Here is a 21,156-nt window from a genome sequence, read left to right on the forward strand (position 1 = left end):
GAAACGCTGAGGGAGTAGCCCTTGTAACCACTGCCACTCCCTATTTTACTGAATTTACTCAGGGCTTTTTTTCTCTGGACGCTCTTCTGAGCGACCTATCGAACATCCCTATTTAGCTATTCGCTGCCGCCTTGTCTTTCGTAAAAATAGTCAAGTTAAGCTCCTCAATAAGCCTATCCAGCTTTGGGTGGTTTTCTTTATCTAAGATAGTTTTATAAATCCATGTATAGTATGGATTGCCTTGAAGTAACTCTCTAGCGCTACTTTCACCGATCAGGGAAGACATTGCTCGATACTCTAAATAGCAAACAAGTAAGTGTGACAGGGTGCCACCTTCGGTGCCGCTACCCAATGGCCTTTGATACTCGACTTTAGGAAACTCCTTTTTAATTGCACCTTGAAACTCATCAATCGTCCCCTTCCCGTTCAATACCACATGCCAGTGAAATTGCTCATGCAGAAAGGTAGATAACACTTTCATGTCACTTTTTAAATATGCATCAGCCGTATTCATGGTTAGTATAGGATGGCTGTGTGGTACCCTTGCACTTTCATTCACCAGTATATCTTTAGTATAAATCCAGTGCTCTATATCATATTCACCTACGAGAGCATGTATAGTATTTTTTATTTCAACTTCTTTTTCAGAATCATTCGCCATTTTTATTGATATCTTTGCATCAGAAAGAAAAGAAACCATAGTTAAAAATACAAATATTACTTCTTTAGTCATCAAACAACCTAGTTATTATTTTTAATTCACATTTAAAATACACTATCATTATAAACATAAAATGAACGATAGAATATATTGGAGTAATCAACTCAGTGTTATAAAAACCAGAAGCGCACAAAACTTCATCGTATTGCATAAAGGAAAAGCTAACGTATTATGGCCCGGCCTGTTTTCGCAGTCACAAATGCGATAAGAAGAAACGCACAACCAATCACACCGTTTGTATAAAAATCTAACGATAAACCAGCATTAAAGCCTTGAGTAATAATTACTGCAAGCATCGCTCCCCAACAAGTAACCGGGATCAGCAGTAAAAGTCCGATACTACGAGTAACTCGATTAACTAAAAACGCAGCAGCATTGAAAATAAAAGACAAAACCATGCATATCATAAAGCTCCCTATAAGCAACGAAAAGCCAAACGACCGACTATCCGAAATACCCTCACCAAACACAGAAGAGATAAATATCCATATCGCAGCAATCAACAGCGATGCACTAGAACCATAAGCGAAGTAAGCACCACCTCTGGCATATAGTGGAGCTTGGATAGATACTCGTGGATATAACTTGAGAATGCCTAAAACACTTGCAGCAAGTCCGATGATCGCTGGAACTGCAGCCCAGAGCAAAGACATCTGGTATCCTGAAAAATGCCTGAGCCATAAACACACCGTATTTACTAGCATAAAAACGCCAGCGATTAAGAACAACTTCGTATCCCAATTTGTAGTGCATTTGGTCATTTTATTTGCGCTCATTATATATCTCTCCTTTCCATCTTTTTGTCAGCATCACGTTTTGCGATAGATTACGTTGCCTAGCTATTTAAGCGTGTATCGTAATTGTTGATGCTAGTATCCTTGAGAAATACGAAGTTATCGTCCTAACGGGCCCGTTCGAACTTTTTTATTTCAAATATTTTCAATAAGTTAGGAAGTTTTGGTTTTTTCATAAATTGCAGTTTCTAATACCATGGCAATCAATGAGGAATGCGGCTCAAGTTAAGTATGGTCTCTGGTTCAAAAGGCGTATCACGACGCCTAAACGAGCAATTTACTGCGTAGCTGTTGCAGTACAAAATTGGCTAACGCTTGTTTTGGCATTACATTGCTTATTTTTAGGTCACAGCGGTGCCGAGTTTGCTCAAGCACATTTAGATAGATATCTCTTAGGTAGTCTTCATATTCACATAGATATTTGGGTATGGCGGTCAGTGAATCACTATTTGGGCTGTTGATATTTCTTGAGATAACCCGTGCCAAGCAGATCTCAATTGGTATATCCAGCACAATGGTAAAGTCAATATGCAGCGCCATAGCGCGCCTGCATTGCCCAAACGGCTCTTCAATAACAATAAAAGGTGCGTCGGTATAAAGCTTCAAATGCTCGAGCGCAGCAACAAAACGTGGCGTGGTAATTTCTTCAACATTACAACCTCTTTTCAGCCATTGCTTCATGTTTTTTGGGTAAGTATCCACATCAATATAGTCATCGAATACCAGAGACGGACAGTATAGCTGTTTTGCAAGACGTTTAACGAGTGCCGTTTTGCCGCTCCCAGACACACCACTGATGGCTATAACTACTGCTTTTCCCATTCAAGCATCTTACCACTAATACATACGCACTTTATGTCGCATTATTTGGCAAACGACCTACAATGCCACGCTAACCCAACCATTATTATTGCAAGCAAATTGACCGAGATAGAGACCGTATCAAAATTGAGTGATAGGCCAATAACGGAAAATGGGTTCAGACCAAAGCTCCATTGTTGCCATTTAACTGTTAAAATTTGCAATAAACTCATTACGAGTAATGGCGTAATAATAAAAAAAGGCTTGTTTTTCCAGCTGTAAATAAAATAAGCATACAGCACGGTAAAAAATGCCATAGAACCTGCTTTAATATAATCAGTGAGGTCCGTAAAGTTATCACTAACATTCATAAAGAGTACTAAGCTAATTAAATTTAATACTAATGTTACTACCAAAAGTGAATAACTTAATTTATACCTTTTCAGGGATTTAAACCGAATATCCAACTTCTCTTGCGTCATTTATTTGCCCTGCGTAATTTTTCTAAATCTCTTCCTACAATCGCTTCAAGGTGCTCAGTCACTTTATCGGCAGGCCAATTCCACCATGCAATGTCTTGCAGAGCGTCGATGATACTTTGCTCGAAGCGCTTTTTAATCACTTGAGCTGGGTTTCCGCCCACAATGCAAAATGGCGGAACATCCTGAGTGACCACTGACTTGCTGGCAATGATAGCGCCATTTCCAATTTTTACACCTGGCATAATTGTTGATTCGTAGCCAATCCATACATCGTGTCCTATCTCTGTGTCACCTTTAAAGGGTAATTCACCATCCTGAGGCATTACTTTTTCCCAACCATTGCCAAATATTTGGAAGGGGTATGTCGAAAACCCTGACATTTTATGATTGGCACCGTTCATGATAAATTTTACGCCTGTTGCAATAGCGCAATACCGACCAATTTTCAGCTTATCACCGATAAAATCAAAATGATAAAGGACATTCTGTTCAAAGTTTTCTGGGCCAGCGGGGTCATCATAATAGGTGTAATCCCCCACTAGAATATTGTTAGAGCTAATAAAGTTTTTTAAAAAACCAACTTGGGGGAACCCGGTTAACGGGGATTTATCGTCTGGATTTGGTCCGTTCAAAACTACTCCTTAATTGTATTTATGTGTCGAATAAAAGCTTATCAACGGGGACCTGGTCAACTAGCCACACATTGTTTTGGGTTTTATAGAACTTGGCACCCAGTTGAAACATACTTTTCGCCTTGATACCCAGCAACACCGCGTTGCCATAACGCTCTCCAACAGCAATCGCGCTCTGCTTAGATTCTGTTAAATGAACATGATGCCGTTCACCTTTTATCAACCCACTTTGCTTAATTGACTGCATAAACCGAGTTGCCGTGCCATGGTATAAAATATCAGGAGGGGTTAATGGCGTTAGACCGAGCTCGACTTGAACTGAGTGTCCTTGATTGGCGCGGATCTTTTTACCATCATCACTTATTGCAAAGCGTTGTTTGTCATTTGAGTTTACGATGGACTGAATAAGCTCATACGATAGTGAAAAATCTTTTGAATTTTCAATCAACTCCTCTATCTGAACCCAACCTTGGGCATCGAGCTGTATATTAGCCATCTCAGGCTTATGGCGAAGAATCAAACTTAAGTATTTAGATATTTTCTTATTTTGCATAGAGCTTAATTTATCCTATTTATAGAGATAAATTAAGCTCTTTTTACAATATAATCAAAGTAGTACATGTACTGCCATATCAATATTCGTATGATCTGAAATAAAGAATACGAGGCGGCGCGGACATAAATGCAATCAAACCTTTTAAAACACCATTGCTATCGATAAATTGCATATAATTTTTATGGTGCTCTACACTTTGCCAATCTTCATCAATCAGCATGGTGGTCTTGTTCTCATCAAAACTGATTGATACTCGCTGACACCCTGCAAACCCTTTTACAGCAGGCACATTCTCAGTTAGAAAGTCATCCAACAGTTCGGACTTTACTTCACTTAACTGACATTCAATAATTACTTTTACAGACATATTTGCTCCTCAGCATAATAAGTCATTTCAGTTTAAGCTGAGAAGTAAGAGTAAATGCCGTAATTCGAGAAAAGTGCCGTTTTTCGGTCAAGTTTTCATCGCACCTTGTTTTGGTGTCTCGCCATACTGGTTTTTATAAGCTTTGATGAAGTGTGAGATATTGGTATAGCCAACTTCCAGTGCAATATCAGAAACCGATAAACAACCTCGTTCAACCAATGACTTAGCGTATTCAACCCGTTGCTTGATCAACCACTGCTTTGGCGGCTCATTAAATTGATGTTTAAAATCACGTTGAAAGCCAGATAAGCTACGACCCGATAATTTTGCTAGATCTGCAACAGAGAGTTTTAAAACAGACTTATTCCCAAGCAGCCTTTTTAGGTTTCTACGCGTAGGCAGGGTATGATCAGCCATACTCAACATTGCAACGAACTCATCACCACTGACTTGACGCAGGATAAATAACAGCTCTGTAAGCTTAACATGGAGTATAGGATTAATATCCATTCCTTGATCAACGCACAATCTGAGCTGCTCGAAGAAGCCTTTAATTAAGCAGTTTTCCAGATGTAGCGAAACTGGCGGCGGTTGCTTGCCCTTGGCTACCGGCGTCAATTTATCAGACAACAAAAATTGTTCAATTACACTTCTGTCAAAAAATACCAGCCACGCCTTTAGATTCTGAGTACTGCGGACAAAATCGGAATGTAAGTTTTGACCTTGGCATAATAAAACCGATTGCCCAGCACTAAGTTGGATCTGCTTATTATCCCAGCATGTCAGCGTTTCAGAACCTTCTTCAACATAGACAATGCACAGTTGATTAGTATAAAACTCAATATCTAGTAGGTTTTGCTCTAAATCCTTGCTGTAAATGGCTGAACCATTGCGAGCTGCCAATTTACATACATCCGATAGCGCGCCAAGTGCCTGGGGGATCACCAAAACATGTTGCTGGCAATAATTTGCTGTATTCATCCTTGTTGCCTTATCAAATTTAAACATTACAAACTGGTTACATGCAGATAATTTAGACTAGTTAGGGCGGTAAAGTGAAGAAAGAATTACAATTTAAACGGTGATTCCAACGCCTTAATCTTTTGCTTTTGAACATCGATTTCAATACTTATGCCCAATGGTAATATCATTTGTGGATCTGTGTGTCCAAAATCCAAGTTGGTCACTATTGGGAGCTTGTCACAACCGAACTCTTCTTTAACAACTGATAAAATGACCTCATCAAGCAATTGTTTTTCGTCATCACTGTAATCCCGTGCTCGGCCAAAAACCAGCCCAGAAAGTTGCTCAAATACCCCCATTACTCCATAGTTACGCAGCCAATACCTAACATAATCAATTGCTGGCTTCTCTTGGGATGTTTCTAGAAAAAGTACTTTACCTCGCCAAAAATCTTGTCTTGGCCAGTACTGTGTGCCTTTAAGCATTTCAAGTACCTCAATACACCCACCAAACAAGGGTCCACTTGCTTTGTATTTTTTCGCTGAGTCACCTTGATAGAACCTCGGCCCTGTATTGATTTGTTGTGGTTTCAGCTGCCCTGCAGCGCTCGGTTCTGACCAGTCAGGGTAACCGTCACTGAAATGAGTGAATACAGGAAACTCAGACTCATTATGCTCCCCGTATATAAATGATCTAACATACGTTTGATACTCATCAGACATATTATGGATCTGAGCAAACCCAGCCATTACAGATGGCCCGTTAAAGGTCACTATTCCTAACTGATGTATAAATGCGGACACAGCCGTAAAATCAGAGAACCCCATTATAAACTTTGGGTTGGCCTTAATAATTTCTGCGTCCAGATATTTTAATATCCTCGCAGAGTCTGAGCCGCCTATGGTCGAAATGATCCCATCAATGTTGTCATCACCAAAAGCATTGTTTAAGTCACGAGCTCTAGCCTGCGGGCTGTTGAACACTTCGTCAATATCCATGGTAGCTGTTGGATATTCAACCACGTTAAATCCAAGTGCCTTTAAGTTACTCAATCCTTGATGATAAACTTGAGGAAATACTGATGGTAGACCCGTTGACGGCGATAATACGGCAATATTATCACCCGGTTTTAATTGCTTTGGCTTAATCATCTTAGTGTCCATTTCTATTAATAATATCAATATATTCAAATATTTATTTAATTACTACCCTTATATACATTTACAGATAACAAGCACCAAATGCTAAAGACTGCCAGAGTTAGTGAATTGAGCGGGTTATTTGTTATGTAGTAGTCCCCCAATTGTGCACTTTTTGTAATTTATGAAAAACCCTGTTAGGGTGAAAAACACGTATATCGAACGGAATAGCTATTTTTTGGATTAATAGAAGAAAGATTTTCCCCATCAAAACGGGGCGAAAATTCAGTTAAAAACACTATAAAGGAGTTGTTATGTTCTGGATGATTAATATTGTAGGCGTCGCTATTGCCATATACTTTGTAGATCTCGAATCCAATTCAGTCATTCAAAGTGTGATCAGTCCAATTGTGATAGCGGTGCTTTCTCTTGCCATAATTATAAAACTGTTTATTAACAGCAAAGCACAATCAGCTTCTTACATGAGTAACAGCGGAAATGGCGCTCATTCAGGAAGCCCTTTCATATATGGATCAGAGAAAAATAAGCCCTCAGGGGAGAGTGACCACAGTAGCGATAGTTCAAGTCCTAGTCCTAGCTCGAGCTTCGGTGACAGTGGCGGTGGTGGTGGCGAATAAAACCTTGCCCAAATACAAAAAAGCCTGCGTTAATAACCTCGCAGGCTTGTTAATATTGCTGTTCGTTACTTAGCAGCCAAAGCAGCTCGTGCTTTATGAAGCTTGGTATAGCTTTCAATCAATTTAAGGTGCTTGTCCAACCCTTTAAGCTGAGTATTGGTTTCTGTTAAGCCATAGAATTTAACATCACCATTAATCGAACCAATCACATTATCCATGATTTCTTGGCCAAACATGCGTGACAGGTTATGGATATAGTCTTCAATCTCTAGCTCTTCATCAAGGGCTATTTCCAAAACAGTCTGCATCGCTTGATAGAACAGCCCACGTTCAACTGTGTTGTCATTGTACTGAAGGAAAGACTCAACCAGATCCATTGTTTCTTCAAGATCACCCAGCGCCAAATAAATTAGCAGCTTAAGTTCTAGAATGGTTAACTGACCCCAAACAGTGTTTTCATCAAACTCAATACCGATTAATGTAATGATATCGGTATAATTATCCAGCTGGCTTTCTTCTAGGCGATTTACCAAGTCAGCAAGCTGCTCATCAGAAAGCCTGTGTAGGTTAAGTATGTCTTCTCTGTACTGCAGCGCTTTATTGGTGTTATCCCAAATTAAGTCTTCCGCAGGGTACACTTCCGAATATCCAGGTACAAGAATACGACAAGCAATACCTAAATCAGTGAATTCAGCAATATACGCTTCCTTACCTTGCTCTTGTAAAATCGCAAATAATTTGTCGCACTCTTCTTCATTGGTTCCTGAAAAGTCCCACTCAACAAAATCATAATCTTTCTTCGCGCTGAAGAAGCGCCATGAGATCACACCCGTTGAGTCAATAAAGTGTTCAACAAAATTCTCTGGCTCAGATACTGCCATACTGTTAAATGTCGGACGAGGTACATCGTTTAAGCCCTCAAAGCTACGGCCTTGTAGTAGCTCAGTTAAGCTGCGTTCAAGCGCAACTTCTAAGCTTGGGTGTGCACCGAACGAAGCAAATACACCTCCTGTTTTAGGATTCATCAGGGTGACACACATTACAGGAAACTGACCACCTAAAGAGGCATCTTTAACAACGACGGGAAAGCCTTGTTCTTCTAGCGCTTTGATACCATCAACAACGCCAGGATATTTGGCAAGCACATCCTCTGGCACATCAGGTAAAACAATTTCTTGTTCAATGATCTGCTTTTTAACTGCACGTTCAAAAATCTCAGATAAACACTGTACTTTGGCCTCAGCCATGTTGTTACCTGCACTCATTCCGTTACTTAAGAATAAGTTTTCAATCAAATTAGACGGAAAATAAACCGTTTCACCGTCTGAATGACGAGTGTATGGAATAGAACAAATCCCGCGCTCGACATTACCCGAGTTTGTGTCAATTAAGTTTGAGCCTTTTAGCTCGCCGTCCGCATCATAAATTTCGCGTGTATATTGATCTAAGATCTCACTTGGAAGCGCATCATTTGGACCCGGCTTAAACCATTTTTCATTTGGGTAATGAACAAAGTCACTATTCGCGATTTCTTCGCCAAAAAACTGATCGTTGTAAAAGAAGTTACAATTTAAGCGCTCGATAAACTCACCCAATGCAGAGCAAAGTGCACTTTCTTTGGTCGCCCCTTTGCCATTGGTAAAGCACATTTGAGATGCCGCATCTCGGATATGCAATGACCAAACATTTGGTACAATGTTGCGCCATGAAGCAACCTCAATTTTCATACCTAAATCGGCCAAGATCCCTGTCATGTTGGCAATCGTTTGCTCTAAAGGCAGGTCTTTACCGAGGATAAAGGTGTTTGCTTCTTGCTCGGGTTTGACCATTAACATTGCTTGCGCATCATCATCAAGGCTTTCAACATCTTCAATTTGAAAATCAGGACCCGTTTGGATGACTTTTTTCACAGTACAGCGGTCTATCGAGCGTAAAATGCCCTTTCTGTCTTTTTCAGAAATGCTTTCAGGTAGCTCAACTTGAATTTTAAAAATCTGATTATATCGGTTTTCAGGATCAACGATATTGTTTTGAGAAACACGGATTCCGTCTGTCGGAATGTCTCGTGAAACACAGTAAACCTTTACAAAGTAGGCCGCACAAAGTGCTGATGAAGCTAAGAAATAATCAAACGGACTAGGTGCTGAGCCATCTCCTTTATAACGAATAGGCTGATCAGCAATAACACTAAAATCATCAAACTTGGCTTCAAGTCTAAGATTGTCGAGAAAATTAACTTTAATTTCCATTGAACTCTTCCACAGTTTTGTGCGGCTACCGCAGGACTAAGGTAACTTCCTCAGTGATCCGGTAGCAAAAATTATCTTAACTGTGCAATTATCTTCTTTTTCACGCCAATAGTCTTGGGTTAATTGCAGATAAGGAAAAATAAATGATGTTTTGGCAGGCTTCTTTGGTCAAAGCGGATGAAATTCGCCCACAGCTATCGCTATTTCCTTTCTAACTCAGCAGCTCTCGCATTCGGATTAGCAGTATTAAGAGAATCTGGCAGCACGTAAAGCCACCGAGCGCGCACATTACAAACCTTGTAACACCATATCTTTAACTTTGTGTGCTTTTTCAAAATGATCTAACTGGTGCGTCTGTATCCACCAAGTTGCAGCTTCCATCAGTAATTCTGGGTCACTATTTTTATTGGCAAAAAAAGCGTAAAAAGAAACGCCAACGTTGACCCCCTTTTTCTCTATTTTTTGGTCGCAGACTTGTACAATTTTTTCTCTTAGGCTTGCTCTCATAATTGGCCATTTATACCCTACAACTGATATGGAGATAAAATTATACGCGAATATAATAAATATTAAATGTAAATAGTATTTATGGGACTTGCAAATAACCTAAGCTATTTACAAACTCCCAAACATTTACGTTACTGGACAAATACTGAATGTGCACAACAACTTAGAATAAACCACCCATTAATCTATATTGTTTTAGAAATACAATATTCACCTTTCACTATCGAATAATATAGCTTTTACTTTTTAGCCCTTAACGTTGACACCTGATCATAACCGATGCCCCAATTGTCAGTGTCAACTTCATCAATCACAACAAAAGCCGTACTGGGTACTTTGTTCAATACAGATACCACCAACTGTGTTGCACCACTGATCAACGCCTGTTTTTGCTCTTTTGTGACGCCTTCTTTTGTGACTTTAATATTGATATACGGCACTTTACTCTCCTTTAATATTTAGATATCGGCATACATTTTGTTGACAATGCGCCACTGCCCCTGCTCTTTCAATAAACCTAAAAAATCCAAATATTCACGCCCAAGTAAAGGGCAATACAGTTTAACTAAAGCCTGATCACCAACAATATCGAGCGAAATGACTTTGTAATTGTATTGCTCTCCTTGTTCGAAGGGCACGGACCGCCTACTGACTAAAGCTAACCACTCTTCTCTTGTTCGCCTTATACCTGGTGTTTTGAGCACTGCACAATCACAAAAAATATTACGTAACTTTTCTACATCTGCGTAGTGCAGCCCATCGCAATAGCGTTTTATCACGTCATTTACCTTATCAATCTCGGCAATGTTATCTTTATAATTCATTGAGACCGCCCTTGTGTTAATTGGACTGTTCGGCGCTAACAGCTGCTTTAAATGAGTCTCGCTCTCTCACTTTATCCAACATCTGTTGTACATTATCAGGAATGTGTATATCGACAAAAAAGTGCTCTCCCCAGCTCGCATACACGGCTAAGAATATATCTGCTACGCTAGGTTGTTGACCGCCTAGAAATGGACCTAGGTGCGCCCTTGACTCAAGCCGCCCCCCAACTGTTTGCCAAATCAAATTGATCTGCTCAGCCGCTTTAATCAAAGTGCGTTCCCGCTCACTCACACTTTCAATATTGTGCGTAGCAAAAAACAACCGGCCATAGGCTGGGTGCATGGTGGCATTGGCCAACATCAAATCCTCTATGATTTGTTGCTGTATATTAGGGCCTGATGACCAAAAATCGCTCGGGTGTGACTGAATAAGATGAAGCATAATCGCAGCCCCTTCTGTCAATACCTTGTCTTGCATGACTAACGCAGGCACATTCCCCAGCGGGTTTATCGCTGTAAAATTATCTGTATGTAACTTATTGATCAATGTGAATTCTTGCCCGAGCTCTCGCAAAACAACCTGCACAGCAAGCGAACAGGCACCGGGCATAAAATATAGGGTATACATAAGCTTTTCTTCCTCTAAGTTTGTCTATAGTCCTGAAATTGAAACCACTTCAAATTTCATAAAGCCAGTGTAGAAAAACTGATTTATCTTATATATAGTCACAATACGAACCACATGTTTCCTACATGGAAACAATTTATAGGAGTTCAAAAGTGGATAAATTACGTGCAATGGAAATATTCGTTGACCTTGCTGAGTATGAGAGCTTTACCCGCGTGGCAGAATTAAGAAATACCACCAAATCCATGGTAAGTAAGGAGATGTCAAAGCTAGAACAACATCTCGGTGTGCGTTTACTGCACCGTACGACACGTAATCTCACTCTGACTCATGCAGGGAAAGTCTACCTAGCTAGCGCAAAAGATATTCTGGTTAAACTTGCTCAAGCAGACTCTCGCATTCAATCGCACACAAATGTGATAAAAGGAAAGCTCAAGGTCAACGTGCCAATGGCACTTGGCCTTACTTTATTGACCGATTTTTTCAACAACTTTATGCGCCAACACCCATACATTGAGTTGGATATTCATTTAAGTGATGAAGATATTGACCTTGTGGAGCATGGCTTCGATCTTGGGTTTCGTGCAACAAGTAAACTACTTGATTCAAATTATGTAGGCAGACCACTCACCCAGTTTAGCTATAAAATCTGTGCATCCTCCGAGTACGTCGATAATCACTCCGTCATTGTTAAAGCCGCAGATCTACAAGATCACAATTGCTTTGAATACACTTACTTTAAAAACAAACACATTTGGCCTTTAGAAAATGGAATTGCTATCAGCGGCTCATTAAAAGTGAATAGCACACCATTTATGCTAGAAGCCGTTAAAGCAGGTCATGGTATTGGTTTTTTACCTGACTTTGTATGTGATAAAGCACTTGCAAATGGAGATGTGATTGAGCTCTTAGAACACTGTAAAAAGCCACAATTGACTCTGTACGCACTGTATCCAGCAAGACATTTTGTGCCTGACACTGTGCTCACCTGTATAAAATTGCTAGAGCAGTATTTTGCCAGTTTGACAGCCCGCCCCCTTACATCATGACAGGCACTTGAAAGGAAAAAGTAACGCCACCAGTTACCGTCATTTCGATATCGCGTACAATTTCGACAAAATAACCATTAGGATCTATCTGATATCCAGCAGACTCAATGGCTTTGAAAAGTTGCTCAAGTGCGACACTGTAGCCTGAGTCGGACACAATATATACATCGCAACAAAAATAATGGCCTTCGGCCAAGAAGATGGTGTGTTCAGATGCGCAAACTTGCCAATCCCCTATGCGTGTTTTGATATCTTGCCAGCTATTTTCTAGCTGGCTGACAGGCGTCATCCCCATGATGCGGGTTGATCTTTCGCCAAGTGTTTCAAAAATTGTGTCCCATTCGGTGCTGATGTTTGGCAGTAATTTCATCCCTCTTTGTGGATACCAAACCAATTCGCAGGGTAAATTTTCAGCGAGCTTATTTTCTAAAGAACCGTATTCATCAGGGTGTGCAAGCTTTGTAAGTATTTCGGCCGTCTGCCTTGGCGTCCCCGTCACGCCCATCGCGCGGATCTGTTTTGCCGTTAAACCTAGGGTATTTTTTAAAGCCTTGCCCAAAGACTGAGATGATGCAAACCCACATTCGTGAGCTATGTCGATAATTTTATAGTCCTGTTTCGAGAAAATATAATGGACAGCATATTGTAAACGTACTCGACTCAAATATTGCCCAGGCGTTTCTTTAAACAACTCTGAAAATTGGCGATGGAAATGAAAAGGTGATATCGCACTTTGCGTGGCTATTTGCTCCCAACATAGACCAGACGCAAGGTCTTCATGCATTAATTTGAGCGCAGTCACGAAACGCGTTTGTAGATTCTTTGGTAAGGACTCCAATAGAGCGTATTCTGGTACCAAAACAAATGGTGTGGGTTTGTTTTCTGACATAGGCGCGATAGTTGTAACGAAAGCCACAACTATCGCGCGCTATTTCAAAAAATGCAAATAACAGCCTGTAAGCAATTGTAGTTAAGCCGTTTGCTCTGCCAACAACAAATCTCGACGTTTAGGTTGTTTGCGACAAAAAAGTCCAAGCAATACAGGAATTAATATTAGTGTCACTGACGTTGCAAACAGCTCCCCAAAAACCAGAGCAACCGCCGCAGGTTTTAAATACTGTGCCTGTTCCGCTTGTTCAAATAGAAGTGGTAACAAACCACATACGGTGGTTATTGTTGTTAAAAATATCGCCCTAAATCGACTTGTTCCAGCTTGGCGCAGAGCGTCATCCAGTGACAGGCCGCCCCGGTATAAGTGATTAAAACGCGTGATCAAAACCAAAGAGTCATTCACCACGATCCCTGTCATCGCCATCATACCAAACATCGACAACAAGCTGATCGGCAAGTCCATTATGTAGTGACCAAATATCGCCCCAGCAAACCCAAAGGGAATGACCGCCATAATTATCAAAGGTTGCCAGTACGACTTAAGCGGGATTGCCAACAAAATATAAATCAAGATTATCGTCATTAACATCGCTGACTTAAATCCTTTAGACACTGCGGTTATTTCTTCAAACTCACCACCAGCTTTAATTTTTACACTTGGAAATACTTGCTCTAAACGGCTAATTTCACTCTGTAGCTTTTCCATCACTTCCTCAGGTGACTGAATATGCCGATCTTGTTTCCAATAAATGTTTACAACTTGCGCTCTGTCCCTTCTATGCAACACATCAGGCACCTGCTCGAAACTAAATGTTGCAACATCTTCTAATCGAACACTATCGCCATTACTCAAAGTCAGTAAACTGGCTTTGAGTTGTGCCAAATTTTGCCGCTCATGTTTAGCATACCTAACCAGCACCTTGGTCTCTTGTCCTTGATCCAATATTCGGTGTACCTCCCTTTGCCCAAATGCTTCTCCGGCAAACTTTGCGACCTGATGCTGAGTTAAACCAAGCTGTTGACCGTAATCACTCAGCACAATTCGTACTTGCAGCTGACCACCTTTTGCGTCGTCATAAATATCAGATACTCCAGCTTGTGACACCAGTGCGTCATAAAGCCTAGAACTGACTTGTTTTGCGATTGCTTTTTCGGGGGCTGTGATGGAAATAAAGGTACCACCAGCAGGAGCTTCTGCTGCGGAAAATTGCACAGAGTATGCGCCTTCAATAATACCCGTTTGTTTGCGCCAAGTATCCGTCAGAAGATAACTGGGCAGAGTACTCAAAGACTCACTAGTGAGCTCAGCTGTCACTTCAATATCGCCATAACCATCTGACCACCCGAGTAAATTTACAATAGGCTTAGACGTCAATTGAAACTCGGCTTGCAGTTTATTTGCAACTTGATTGGCCGATCTTTCCAGTTGAACCAATGCTTTTTCCTGCAATTGTAAAGGCGCACCATCTTGCAAAGACACTTTAGCCGTAATGTATCGCCCTGGGATCTCCGGAAACACCGAGCTACGGATAGTCCCTGTCGACCACATGCCATATGCAAGGGTAATAAACGCCGTAAAAAATAAGATACTAGCTGCTTTATAACGAATTGATACATTAAGTATTGGTAAGTAAACCCGTGATTTCACAGTTGCGAGCCAAGTTTGAGCGCCTTGCTGTATTCGGCTGATAAATGTGTTTGAGTTCTCTGTGTAAGAGGAAGCGCCTAAATGAGAAGGCAAAATGAACTTACTTTCAATCAGTGAAAACAGCAGTGCTATTATCACGACCACGGAAAAACCTGCTAATAACTTAGCGAGATCGTTATTGATCCAAAGCATCGGAGAAAAAGCAGCTATCGTAGTGAGTGCACCAAATATTGTAGCGACAGATACCGACTGCACACCTTTAAACGCTGCTACTTGCCCATTCTTACAGGCACCACGCTTATCGTATATGGCCTCTCCTACCACTACCGCATCGTCAACCAGTATGCCCAACACCAGAATAAAGCCAAATAAGGTGATATCGTTAATGCTGTGGTCGGTCAGTTGTAACGCCCCCAAAGTACCAAACAGCGCAACTGGAATACCAGCTGATACCCAAAACGCCAATTTTAAGTCTAAGAAGATCCCCAGTAATATAATTACAATGAGCAAACCTTGCCACGCATTGTTACCTAATCTAAATAGCTGCTCTTCAATATAAGGGGCCATATCCGCCATAGTATCGAGATGGACATCTGCGGGCAGCTGGCGGCGCAATTGCGCTAACGTGTCGTTCACCGCAGCACTCACATGTAACAAGTTGTCCGATTGACTCGTACTCACTAATAACGCAATGGCATTTTGCCCGTTATTGCGCACTATTGAGCCTGTTTGTTGGTAATCACGATAGACGTGTGCAATATCAGCTATGCGTATTGTTCCCGTCGTCTTTACGACAACAGGCACGTTTTTAAGCGCTGTAACACTATCTGCAAAGCCATCGCCCCGCAGCAGCAAACGACCACTCTCACTTTCTAACTCGCCACTTCTTGTTTCCAAAGAGAATTGCTCTATTGCTGACGCAACATCCTCTAACGTAATACCTAGTTGAGCAATCTGAATTGGATTAGGCTCAATCACTAACTGAGGATTGCGACTGCCCCAATTATCGACACGAGAAATATCGGCATGCTTTTTTAGCGCAACTTCAACTTGCCTCGCAATTGGTTGCAAACTGTTATTTTCCCTTTGTGCTGACACGATCACAAATGCAGCCAAATTAGTAAATTCATCTTTGGCAACTATGGGTTTTTCAGCTAGTTCAGGAAAGCCCGCAATGGCATTCACGCGATTTCGTACATCATTCAAAAGCGTATCAATATCTGTAACTGTGGTCTTTCTAACCGTCACTGTCGAAAGCCCAGCACTTGATTGACTGACAACTTGCTTGATGCCTGCGACCCCGCTTATTGACTCTTCAACTCGCTGCGTAATTCCCTCATCAATTTGCGCAGCTGTGCCGCCGGGATAAGGCACCGTAATGGAGATGGTTGACGGCGGGATCTGCGGAAAGGACTCAACTCGTAATTGCCCTAACGCGAGCACACCACTGGCGATAATCGCCAGCATCAATAGATTTGCTGCCACGGTATTGTCGATAAACCACTTGGTTAGCCAGCTCATCAAGCACCTCCGCTATCTGCAAGTTGAACCTGATTTGAAAGCGGTTCAACTTGTGTTCCAACAACCATGCTAAGTAGCGGATAAACCACCACTTGCTTCGCACTATCGTCCATTTGATTAAAGCGAATGTAGGTATGTGTTTGGCTTTTCGACAGGATCTCTACAGGCTCTTTTTGCAAAGTACCGTCATCATCAACAGTCCAAACAAAGCCATCTCTGGTTAATGCACTTTGCGGCACTTTAAAAGACAGTGGCTCTCGAGCTAAGCCAATATTAACCTGCACAGGCTGGTTTGGCATGAGCCGAGTTGTCAGTTCATACGGATCCGAAACTTTTAAAATTAACTGTCGCTGTCTAGTTGTTAAGTCCATGCGAGGCGCAATATACCTGATCTGTGCAGGCCATTTACCGCCAGAACGGTCGGTCACGTTAATTTCGAGCAGTTGATGTTGCAACTGGCGTTTAAGCCTACGCCAAACTGGCTCTGAAATAGGCAATACCACATCAATGCTGTCGCTTGCCGCAACTTCAAATAGCGCTTCACCTGCGCTTAGCCAATCGCCTGGGCTCACGGATCTCGATAAAATTACAGCATCGTATGGGGCAACAATTTGCGCTTCTTCGAAGCGCTTTTGCATACTTTTGAGCATCAGCTTTGCCTGACTCAAATCCGCTTTTGCTGCGGCAACTTGCGGCTCTCTCTTGGCAAAGCTGCTCTGGTTTTTACTCGATAACATACTCAAGGCAACGGACTGCTCGTGAAGCTGTTGCTCCAATGCCAACTCTGAGTGATAAACACGGCTTTGTGCCTGCGCCATTTCAGACTCAAGGTGAGTTGTATCTAACTTTGCCAAAGGCGTCGCTTTTTTCACAAGCGCTCCCGGCTCAAGCTCGGTATCTAACCACGCTAATTGCCCATCACTCGTTACCTTTAACTGTGTCACAAAACGAGCACGTGTATTACCAATTAGATCCAGTGTTGGTATATGAGACTGGGGTAATACGATTGTCGTTGATACTGGTTGCTTAATGCTGTGATTCGTTTTCACAACTGGTGCTTCAATAGCAAGTTCATCCACCACGATCAGCGCCATAAATATCGCGCAAAACCCTGCGCCAATCGCCATTATATTCTTATACTTCATAGCCAATTTCCTTCTCAGTGAGTACTTGTTCGTTTCGGTTTAGGCGCTGAGTGATCTCCTCTAGGCGCGATAAAACTTGCAGCGTCACAGGCAACATAATTGCAGTGTCAACGAATTCGAGTGAATAAGTGAGGATAGAAAACACCTCCCCTGTAGTTGGGCTTGGCAGCAAGTTTACGAGCCATAAATTGCCAAGCACCGACATAAATAGCAGCGCAAAAATAAAGCCATAAACCAGAGCTTCTGTATCTGAGAGGGCGATCTCATGTTTTTTTAGTTTTTCTAAATGGGCGCTCAATGCTGCAAACGGTTTGCAGCTCAGTATTTTTACCTGTTGTTCCGTTTGATCATTTAATTTGCCATTTAAGCGCTTAAAGGTTCCGTGGCAACAGGCGTAAACGAGTAACATAGCAATACTAGCGACCAACACACTTAGCGCGAAATACGTATGAAATGTAGCTAAAATAATGACTATGGATACCAATTGGATTGCGGCAGTCAGCAAAGCAGGTAAATCGTTTTCAAGAAAGTCGACAAGTTCTCTCGACATAGTTAATCGCGCATTTTTTGCGGAAACATCCGCACCTCTTAAATTGTGCGCAACGGTTTCAGCGAGCTTAACGCGAATATCACCGTATACCCGCGTATCGTAAAAACGGCGCAGCACGCTGATGACGATTAAACCGAGTAAGCTGGCAGCAAACCCCAGTAGCGGCGTTGTATCTTGTGCCAACACACCATCGATTGCATAACCTATCAATAATGGCAGCAAAATAAGTAGGATGTTTTCAGCAATTACCATTAACCAAGTAATGGCAACCTTAACAGGGCTTAATTTCACTACCGACCACAGTGAAATGGAGTTTTGAATGGACATATTATGCTCCTAAGTACTTCTAGAGCAGAATTATGACCAATTATAAAGTGGAAAAAGTGTCCTCACTTGCTGTTTTCAATGCTCATTGGCTTTATCAGCAATGAATCATAGAACATGGATTGCGGGGCAAGCCCACAATGACGGACCTTATATAGCAAAGTTCACGATGAAGGGCCTTATCCGGCAAAGTTCACAATGACGGGCTTAAACACGAAAACCCAATTGACATGTCTCAAGCGCCCACCCAAATGGCACGGCTTAAACATCAAATCCAAATGACTGGTCTTAAACATCATGGCACGCCCTCCCCTCCATCACCCTGAACTCGTTTCAGGGTCCATAGTGCAAAAGTCAAATAACAGAGCGCGCAGCGCCGACATTATTTTGCGCAAGATGAAGCGAGCTGTTTTATCAGTTGCCGAGGTAGTTACCTATAATTCAATCCCACCACCAATAAACATGGATTGCGGGGCAAGCCCACAATAACGGGCCTTATCCAGCAAAGTTCACAATGACGGGCTTAAACACGAAAACCCAATTGACATGTCTCAAGCGCCCACCCAAATGGCAGGGCTTAAACATCAAATCCAAACGACTGGTCTTAAACATCATGCCACGCCCTCCCCTTCGTCACCCTGAACTCGTTTCAGGGTCCATAGTGCAAAAGTCAAATAACAGAGCGCGCAGCGCCGACATTATTTTGCGCAAGGTGAAGCGAGCTGTTTGATCAGTTGCCGAGGTAGATACCTATAATTCAATCCCACCACCAATAAACATGGATTGCGGGGCAAGCCCACAATGACGGGCCTTATCCAGCAAAGCTCACAATGACGGGCCTTACAATATTAAGGCCCAAAATAACCGCTTTGCCTAATGTGCAACTTCGACTGTTACACCAAGCTCATTATACTTTCTTATTCGTCAGGTCTTTTTTGACCTGTGGCGTTTCAACCAAGCTAAAGTGCGCACCTTTGTTGCCATGAATATACACTTGGCAACCCTGCCAACTTGATGGGATGCTCCACTGCTGCTGGGGCTGAACTTCATACTTCGAATAGTGATTGTCACACCTAATTTCCAAAGACGTTAAATCACCTTTGATATCTGATATCGTGAATGCATTTCTCGCCAATTTATGGCGCCACAAGGATCTTGTTATTTCACCTTTTACCCAAATGAGCTTACTTTCATCTTCAACCAGTGCGTGTACCCTATCTATGTAAGGTGCTAACTTTTTAACCGATGCTTCTGCTCCAGGTAACTCTGACAAGCGGTCAAATAGCGACAGTGCATACGTAAGCTTATTTTGCTCCATATTTAAAACTATTGCGCGAGAAAGATAAGCGATATACATTTCATCAGGCACATGCCCATCATTAAACTGTATTACTCTTACAATGGCGCGTAGTTCATTCACTCTGTCGTTTTTCGCCGCGTAATATCGCGCTTTTGCCACCCAGAAATAGCTGTCTTCAGTAAAGTTTCTTAACTTTCGCTCTTCCATTTCACGAAATAACTGCGGTACTGAATCAAGATCGTTTTTATCAATTTTTGAGACTATCTTTTTATAACGGTTTAAAAAAGGACGAGAGACCCCTCTATAGTCTTCCGGCATAAAAAATGTTAATTGAACTTGATTTTTACACTGTTTGACGGGTTTATTATTTTGCATCGCAGGCTTAAATTGCCACTTATTAACAGCGTTCAATGCCGAACGCTCAAAAGATACATCCCCAGAAGATCGCTCAACAACAGCAGATTCAACCTCACCCTTTTCATTTACCACGTAACTTAATTGTACCCATCCCTCTCTGCCGCGCTCTGCGGCCTGCCTAGGAAAGATTGCCGCAGGTTTATCTATTGGCACAGCATCAACGAATTCACCACTTGATTGCGCAGATGAATCAGAGTTTAAAGACGCGCTAGCTTGAAACGAAAAAGCTGCAACTAGTATTATTGAGATGAATTTCATAAACATCCTTTTTTAATTAAAAAAACATCTGCGAGACGATACGCCATTATCAGATGTAGGTTCCTTTGCTTGTAGTGCAACTTAAATATATTAAATATTTAAATTGCTACTGGAAACCTTACAATAAGTTTTGAATGTTTTATTCATATTGCATTGCTAAAAAAATCAAAAAATATCTATATGTAAGTTTATGTAAAAAGCACAAGACAAAGTTAAAGTTATATTTAACGAGTGCATAATACATCAAGTTTAAGTAAATACACTAATCTACTTGGTAAAATTTCAATAGCTACCCGCTGAATAAAACCACAGCCTCTAGTGGTTACACTTTAATAACACAGATGTGTTTTTATTAACCTAACAAGTCGGAAAATTTGAATAAGAGGAATCAATATGAAACTAGCACTTAATAAAAAGCGCATGAAAAGCCTAAGTACAAACGGACAAGATTTACCCAAAACACAAACTCTTAATATTGCAGTAGGTTGCAATCCGGGATGGGCACATTGCTTTGGCAATACTTTAGCATGCTGTTCTCAAGGTACTTGTCGCAGCCGCTACTGCCAACAATAATTACCGTGGTCAAAACATAGATTGCGGGGCAAGCCCACAATGACGGGCTTAAATACCTAAGCCTACAATAACTAGCCAACCCAATTGACATGTCTTAAGCATCAAATCCAAATGACTGGTCTTAAACATAAAGGCACGCCCCCTCCCTCGTCACCCTGAACTCGTTTCAGGGTCCATAG

The 21,156-nt window shown here is 41.5% G+C and carries 22 protein-coding genes; 3 read left to right on the forward strand and 19 right to left on the reverse strand.

Going from position 1 to position 21,156, the window contains the following annotated elements; genetic code table 11:
* Positions 1-112: 112 nt before the first annotated feature.
* From MHN81_RS07745 to MHN81_RS07785, 9 genes are all read right to left on the reverse strand, one after another.
* The gene (locus MHN81_RS07745) at positions 113-733 is read right to left on the reverse strand and encodes a hypothetical protein (protein ID WP_023401479.1); all 621 of its coding nucleotides are present in this window, start codon (positions 731-733) and stop codon (positions 113-115) included.
* Between the two features lie 149 nt (positions 734-882).
* Positions 883-1,497 carry a hypothetical protein gene (locus tag MHN81_RS07750; protein ID WP_239425454.1) on the reverse strand — a complete coding sequence of 205 codons (615 nt, stop codon included), beginning with the start codon at positions 1,495-1,497 and terminating at the stop codon, positions 883-885.
* A 282-nt stretch (positions 1,498-1,779) separates the two neighbouring features.
* Positions 1,780-2,337 (reverse strand): hypothetical protein, encoded by a 558-nt coding sequence (locus tag MHN81_RS07755; RefSeq protein WP_239425455.1) that lies wholly within the window; start codon positions 2,335-2,337, stop codon positions 1,780-1,782.
* A gap of 41 nt (positions 2,338-2,378) precedes the next feature.
* On the reverse strand, positions 2,379-2,687 hold the full coding sequence (locus MHN81_RS07760; protein ID WP_239425456.1) for a hypothetical protein: 309 nt from the start codon (positions 2,685-2,687) through the stop codon (positions 2,379-2,381).
* Positions 2,688-2,794: 107 nt separating this feature from the next.
* A complete protein-coding gene (locus MHN81_RS07765; RefSeq protein WP_239425457.1) occupies positions 2,795-3,430 on the reverse strand; it encodes a Vat family streptogramin A O-acetyltransferase in 636 nt (211 codons plus the stop codon).
* Positions 3,431-3,449: 19 nt separating this feature from the next.
* Positions 3,450-3,983, reverse strand: coding sequence for an RNA 2'-phosphotransferase (locus tag MHN81_RS07770; RefSeq protein WP_239425458.1), 534 nt, complete (start codon positions 3,981-3,983; stop codon positions 3,450-3,452).
* Between the two features lie 79 nt (positions 3,984-4,062).
* Positions 4,063-4,353 (reverse strand): hypothetical protein, encoded by a 291-nt coding sequence (locus tag MHN81_RS07775; RefSeq protein ID WP_023401473.1) that lies wholly within the window; start codon positions 4,351-4,353, stop codon positions 4,063-4,065.
* An 87-nt stretch (positions 4,354-4,440) separates the two neighbouring features.
* Positions 4,441-5,334: a helix-turn-helix transcriptional regulator gene (locus MHN81_RS07780; RefSeq protein WP_239425459.1), complete on the reverse strand. Its 894-nt coding sequence runs from the start codon at positions 5,332-5,334 to the stop codon at positions 4,441-4,443.
* A gap of 86 nt (positions 5,335-5,420) precedes the next feature.
* Positions 5,421-6,467 carry a S66 peptidase family protein gene (locus MHN81_RS07785; RefSeq protein WP_023401471.1) on the reverse strand — a complete coding sequence of 349 codons (1,047 nt, stop codon included), beginning with the start codon at positions 6,465-6,467 and terminating at the stop codon, positions 5,421-5,423.
* Between the two features lie 302 nt (positions 6,468-6,769).
* On the opposite strand from MHN81_RS07785, the gene MHN81_RS07790 reads away from it, so the two are divergent.
* Positions 6,770-7,093 carry a hypothetical protein gene (locus MHN81_RS07790; protein ID WP_023401470.1) on the forward strand — a complete coding sequence of 108 codons (324 nt, stop codon included), beginning with the start codon at positions 6,770-6,772 and terminating at the stop codon, positions 7,091-7,093.
* Positions 7,094-7,158: 65 nt separating this feature from the next.
* On the opposite strand, the gene MHN81_RS07795 is transcribed toward MHN81_RS07790, so the two are convergent.
* The 5 genes from MHN81_RS07795 to MHN81_RS07815 all read right to left on the reverse strand — a co-directional run bounded on the left by MHN81_RS07795 (position 7,159) and on the right by MHN81_RS07815 (position 11,301).
* Entirely contained in the window at positions 7,159-9,342 is a 2,184-nt protein-coding gene (locus MHN81_RS07795) for an OsmC domain/YcaO domain-containing protein (RefSeq protein ID WP_239425460.1), read from the reverse strand.
* Positions 9,343-9,630: 288 nt separating this feature from the next.
* The gene (locus MHN81_RS07800; protein ID WP_023401468.1) at positions 9,631-9,849 is read right to left on the reverse strand and encodes a DUF6500 family protein; all 219 of its coding nucleotides are present in this window, start codon (positions 9,847-9,849) and stop codon (positions 9,631-9,633) included.
* A gap of 239 nt (positions 9,850-10,088) precedes the next feature.
* Positions 10,089-10,289 carry a 4-oxalocrotonate tautomerase family protein gene (locus MHN81_RS07805; RefSeq protein ID WP_239425461.1) on the reverse strand — a complete coding sequence of 67 codons (201 nt, stop codon included), beginning with the start codon at positions 10,287-10,289 and terminating at the stop codon, positions 10,089-10,091.
* Between the two features lie 18 nt (positions 10,290-10,307).
* Complete coding sequence (locus MHN81_RS07810; protein ID WP_239425462.1) at positions 10,308-10,673, reverse strand: nuclear transport factor 2 family protein; 366 nt, start codon at positions 10,671-10,673, stop codon at positions 10,308-10,310.
* 16 nt (positions 10,674-10,689) lie between these two features.
* Positions 10,690-11,301, reverse strand: coding sequence for a glutathione S-transferase (locus tag MHN81_RS07815; RefSeq protein WP_239425463.1), 612 nt, complete (start codon positions 11,299-11,301; stop codon positions 10,690-10,692).
* 152 nt (positions 11,302-11,453) lie between these two features.
* On the opposite strand from MHN81_RS07815, the gene MHN81_RS07820 reads away from it, so the two are divergent.
* The gene (locus MHN81_RS07820; protein WP_239425464.1) at positions 11,454-12,350 is read left to right on the forward strand and encodes a LysR family transcriptional regulator; all 897 of its coding nucleotides are present in this window, start codon (positions 11,454-11,456) and stop codon (positions 12,348-12,350) included.
* On the opposite strand, the gene MHN81_RS07825 is transcribed toward MHN81_RS07820, so the two are convergent.
* The 5 genes from MHN81_RS07825 to MHN81_RS07845 all read right to left on the reverse strand — a co-directional run bounded on the left by MHN81_RS07825 (position 12,340) and on the right by MHN81_RS07845 (position 20,404).
* A complete protein-coding gene (locus tag MHN81_RS07825; RefSeq protein ID WP_239425465.1) occupies positions 12,340-13,266 on the reverse strand; it encodes an AraC family transcriptional regulator in 927 nt (308 codons plus the stop codon). The two genes, MHN81_RS07820 and MHN81_RS07825, sit on opposite strands and share 11 nt — an antisense overlap.
* Positions 13,267-13,320: 54 nt before the next feature.
* Complete coding sequence (locus MHN81_RS07830; protein ID WP_239425466.1) at positions 13,321-16,410, reverse strand: efflux RND transporter permease subunit; 3,090 nt, start codon at positions 16,408-16,410, stop codon at positions 13,321-13,323.
* A complete protein-coding gene (locus tag MHN81_RS07835) occupies positions 16,410-17,555 on the reverse strand; it encodes an efflux RND transporter periplasmic adaptor subunit (RefSeq protein WP_239425467.1) in 1,146 nt (381 codons plus the stop codon). Before MHN81_RS07835 ends, MHN81_RS07830 begins: the two co-directional genes overlap by 1 nt.
* The gene (locus tag MHN81_RS07840; protein ID WP_239425468.1) at positions 17,545-18,432 is read right to left on the reverse strand and encodes an ABC transporter six-transmembrane domain-containing protein; all 888 of its coding nucleotides are present in this window, start codon (positions 18,430-18,432) and stop codon (positions 17,545-17,547) included. Before MHN81_RS07840 ends, MHN81_RS07835 begins: the two co-directional genes overlap by 11 nt.
* Before the next feature lie 904 nt (positions 18,433-19,336).
* Positions 19,337-20,404, reverse strand: coding sequence for an energy transducer TonB (locus MHN81_RS07845; protein ID WP_239425469.1), 1,068 nt, complete (start codon positions 20,402-20,404; stop codon positions 19,337-19,339).
* Positions 20,405-20,797: 393 nt separating this feature from the next.
* Here MHN81_RS07845 and MHN81_RS07850 point away from each other — a divergent pair, with 393 nt between their 5' ends.
* The gene (locus tag MHN81_RS07850) at positions 20,798-20,977 is read left to right on the forward strand and encodes a hypothetical protein (protein ID WP_239425470.1); all 180 of its coding nucleotides are present in this window, start codon (positions 20,798-20,800) and stop codon (positions 20,975-20,977) included.
* The last annotated feature ends 179 nt before the right edge of the window (positions 20,978-21,156 follow it).

Origin of the sequence: Pseudoalteromonas sp. Of7M-16 (genome assembly GCF_022347805.1) — a bacterium.
GTDB lineage: Bacteria > Pseudomonadota > Gammaproteobacteria > Enterobacterales > Alteromonadaceae > Pseudoalteromonas > Pseudoalteromonas luteoviolacea_F.

Bases quoted from the DNA above. Each gene is read 5' to 3' on its own strand.
- MHN81_RS07800 (WP_023401468.1), bottom strand. From the start codon at position 9,849: ATGAGAGCAAGCCTAAGAGAAAAAATTGTACAAGTCTGCGACCAAAAA.
- MHN81_RS07775 (WP_023401473.1), bottom strand. From the start codon at position 4,353: ATGTCTGTAAAAGTAATTATTGAATGTCAGTTAAGTGAAGTAAAGTCC.
- MHN81_RS07745 (WP_023401479.1), bottom strand. From the start codon at position 733: ATGACTAAAGAAGTAATATTTGTATTTTTAACTATGGTTTCTTTTCTT.
- MHN81_RS07830 (WP_239425466.1), bottom strand. From the start codon at position 16,410: ATGAGCTGGCTAACCAAGTGGTTTATCGACAATACCGTGGCAGCAAAT.
- MHN81_RS07845 (WP_239425469.1), bottom strand. From the start codon at position 20,404: ATGAAATTCATCTCAATAATACTAGTTGCAGCTTTTTCGTTTCAAGCT.
- MHN81_RS07785 (WP_023401471.1), bottom strand. From the start codon at position 6,467: ATGATTAAGCCAAAGCAATTAAAACCGGGTGATAATATTGCCGTATTA.
- MHN81_RS07850 (WP_239425470.1), top strand. From the start codon at position 20,798: ATGAAACTAGCACTTAATAAAAAGCGCATGAAAAGCCTAAGTACAAAC.
- MHN81_RS07760 (WP_239425456.1), bottom strand. From the start codon at position 2,687: ATGAATGTTAGTGATAACTTTACGGACCTCACTGATTATATTAAAGCA.
- MHN81_RS07755 (WP_239425455.1), bottom strand. From the start codon at position 2,337: ATGGGAAAAGCAGTAGTTATAGCCATCAGTGGTGTGTCTGGGAGCGGC.
- MHN81_RS07815 (WP_239425463.1), bottom strand. From the start codon at position 11,301: ATGTATACCCTATATTTTATGCCCGGTGCCTGTTCGCTTGCTGTGCAG.
- MHN81_RS07790 (WP_023401470.1), top strand. From the start codon at position 6,770: ATGTTCTGGATGATTAATATTGTAGGCGTCGCTATTGCCATATACTTT.
- MHN81_RS07835 (WP_239425467.1), bottom strand. From the start codon at position 17,555: ATGAAGTATAAGAATATAATGGCGATTGGCGCAGGGTTTTGCGCGATA.
- MHN81_RS07780 (WP_239425459.1), bottom strand. From the start codon at position 5,334: ATGAATACAGCAAATTATTGCCAGCAACATGTTTTGGTGATCCCCCAG.
- MHN81_RS07840 (WP_239425468.1), bottom strand. From the start codon at position 18,432: ATGTCCATTCAAAACTCCATTTCACTGTGGTCGGTAGTGAAATTAAGC.
- MHN81_RS07810 (WP_239425462.1), bottom strand. From the start codon at position 10,673: ATGAATTATAAAGATAACATTGCCGAGATTGATAAGGTAAATGACGTG.
- MHN81_RS07770 (WP_239425458.1), bottom strand. From the start codon at position 3,983: ATGCAAAATAAGAAAATATCTAAATACTTAAGTTTGATTCTTCGCCAT.
- MHN81_RS07750 (WP_239425454.1), bottom strand. From the start codon at position 1,497: ATGAGCGCAAATAAAATGACCAAATGCACTACAAATTGGGATACGAAG.
- MHN81_RS07795 (WP_239425460.1), bottom strand. From the start codon at position 9,342: ATGGAAATTAAAGTTAATTTTCTCGACAATCTTAGACTTGAAGCCAAG.